The sequence below is a fragment of the Lederbergia sp. NSJ-179 genome (assembly GCF_022867885.1).
Classification (GTDB): Bacteria; Bacillota; Bacilli; order Bacillales; family Bacillaceae_C; genus Lederbergia.
The window spans coordinates 1-1,337 of record NZ_JALIFP010000098.1 but is presented as its reverse complement, the minus strand read 5'-3'; the positions used below and the strand labels follow the sequence as shown (position 1 = coordinate 1,337).

Below are 1,337 nucleotides of genomic sequence, written 5' to 3'. Positions count from 1 at the left end.
CAGCTCTACTAATCATTATACTATGGTCAGTAGAGTTGACGGTTCTTTATTTGTATATGCCCCGACAAAAATGTTGGCCAATTTCTACCAAATACCGACATTAGAGCTGGCCCCGAACACTTAGCATCAGACGCTATATTCTTATAATTTTTAGACTAACATACCTGAACGGAGGGATGAGATGTGTTGCTATATAGAAGTACAAAGACGATTTCCAAATAAATGGGTTGTATTAGAAGTCATGAAGGCGCACTCAAAAGAAGGGAAAAGATATATTGAAGAAATAATAGTTATTGATCGATTTGAAAAGTCTAGCAAAGCTATGGGCCGTTATGATGAATTACGACACGAAAAATTTTATCGAGAATATTGCTTTTTTCATACATCGCGCCCTAACTTAGTTGCACGCGAAAGATATATAGGGGTTAAAGGTTTATATTTAGTATGGTCTTCCATTTGTCCGTCTTAGGTAAAATTTCGTGGGAAAAAGAGAGAACTTGACCTTCAGTTGCTCTCTTTCTTCACGTGTTTTATCGCGCACTTCATCTCTTACCTTCAATCCTTTGGATCTCAGCTAAGATAGATGACTACCCCTTTTTAAAATCGTGCTATTCAAAGGTATGACTCAATAACTTTCTTGAAATCTTGATTGATAATGGAATTAAATGCTTTATTAATGAACACTTTGTTTTCATTGTTTAATATAAGTATTGGATAATAACTCACGACCGGACTTCTTCTAACTTTTACTTTCTGATATTCAATACGGCTAATCTGTTCTTTTGGAATGGAAAGTTCTTGCCCTTTTATAGTCAAAACAATCGCGTTTTCATAGATGGAAAATTTATCACTTCTTTTAAATAGAAGTAGGTATAATCCGACGAGTGCAAACACGCCTCCAATTACCATTAACATCATTTTTGCGTAGATAAAATTTGCGCCGACAAAGCATATTATTCCTACAAGAATAAATGCAAAACCATTTTTGTTGCTGTCAGTCTTGCCAGCATACAAAAGTTCCCCAAAATCATTCAAGCTTATTCCTCCTAACTGTTCTCTATAGATATACTATTTTAACCCTCTCCGGTAGATTATACCAGTACTGATAGTACCATTATACAATGAATGGATTGACGTTTACGTGAAATGACATTATTTAAAAAGTAATATTACTCAACTTTCGCAGTGACAAAACATTGATTAACCCTTGATATAACTGAGTTTACTCAAAAAAGTTATCGAAAAAGCACAAAAAAAGCATCCCTTTTTGGTAAAATATAGTCACCACAACAATAACCAAAGAAAGGGATGCTTTATGGCTAATATTTTACCAAATT

General features: G+C 34.2%; 1 protein-coding gene. It reads right to left on the bottom strand.

Translation table 11 applies throughout. From position 1 onward, the window contains the following. Positions 1 to 612 precede the first annotated feature (612 nt). Positions 613 to 1,035 carry a hypothetical protein gene (locus tag MUB24_RS22955; protein WP_244708064.1) on the bottom strand — a complete coding sequence of 141 codons (423 nt, stop codon included), beginning with the start codon at positions 1,033 to 1,035 and terminating at the stop codon, positions 613 to 615. Between the last annotated feature and the right edge of the window lie 302 nt (positions 1,036 to 1,337).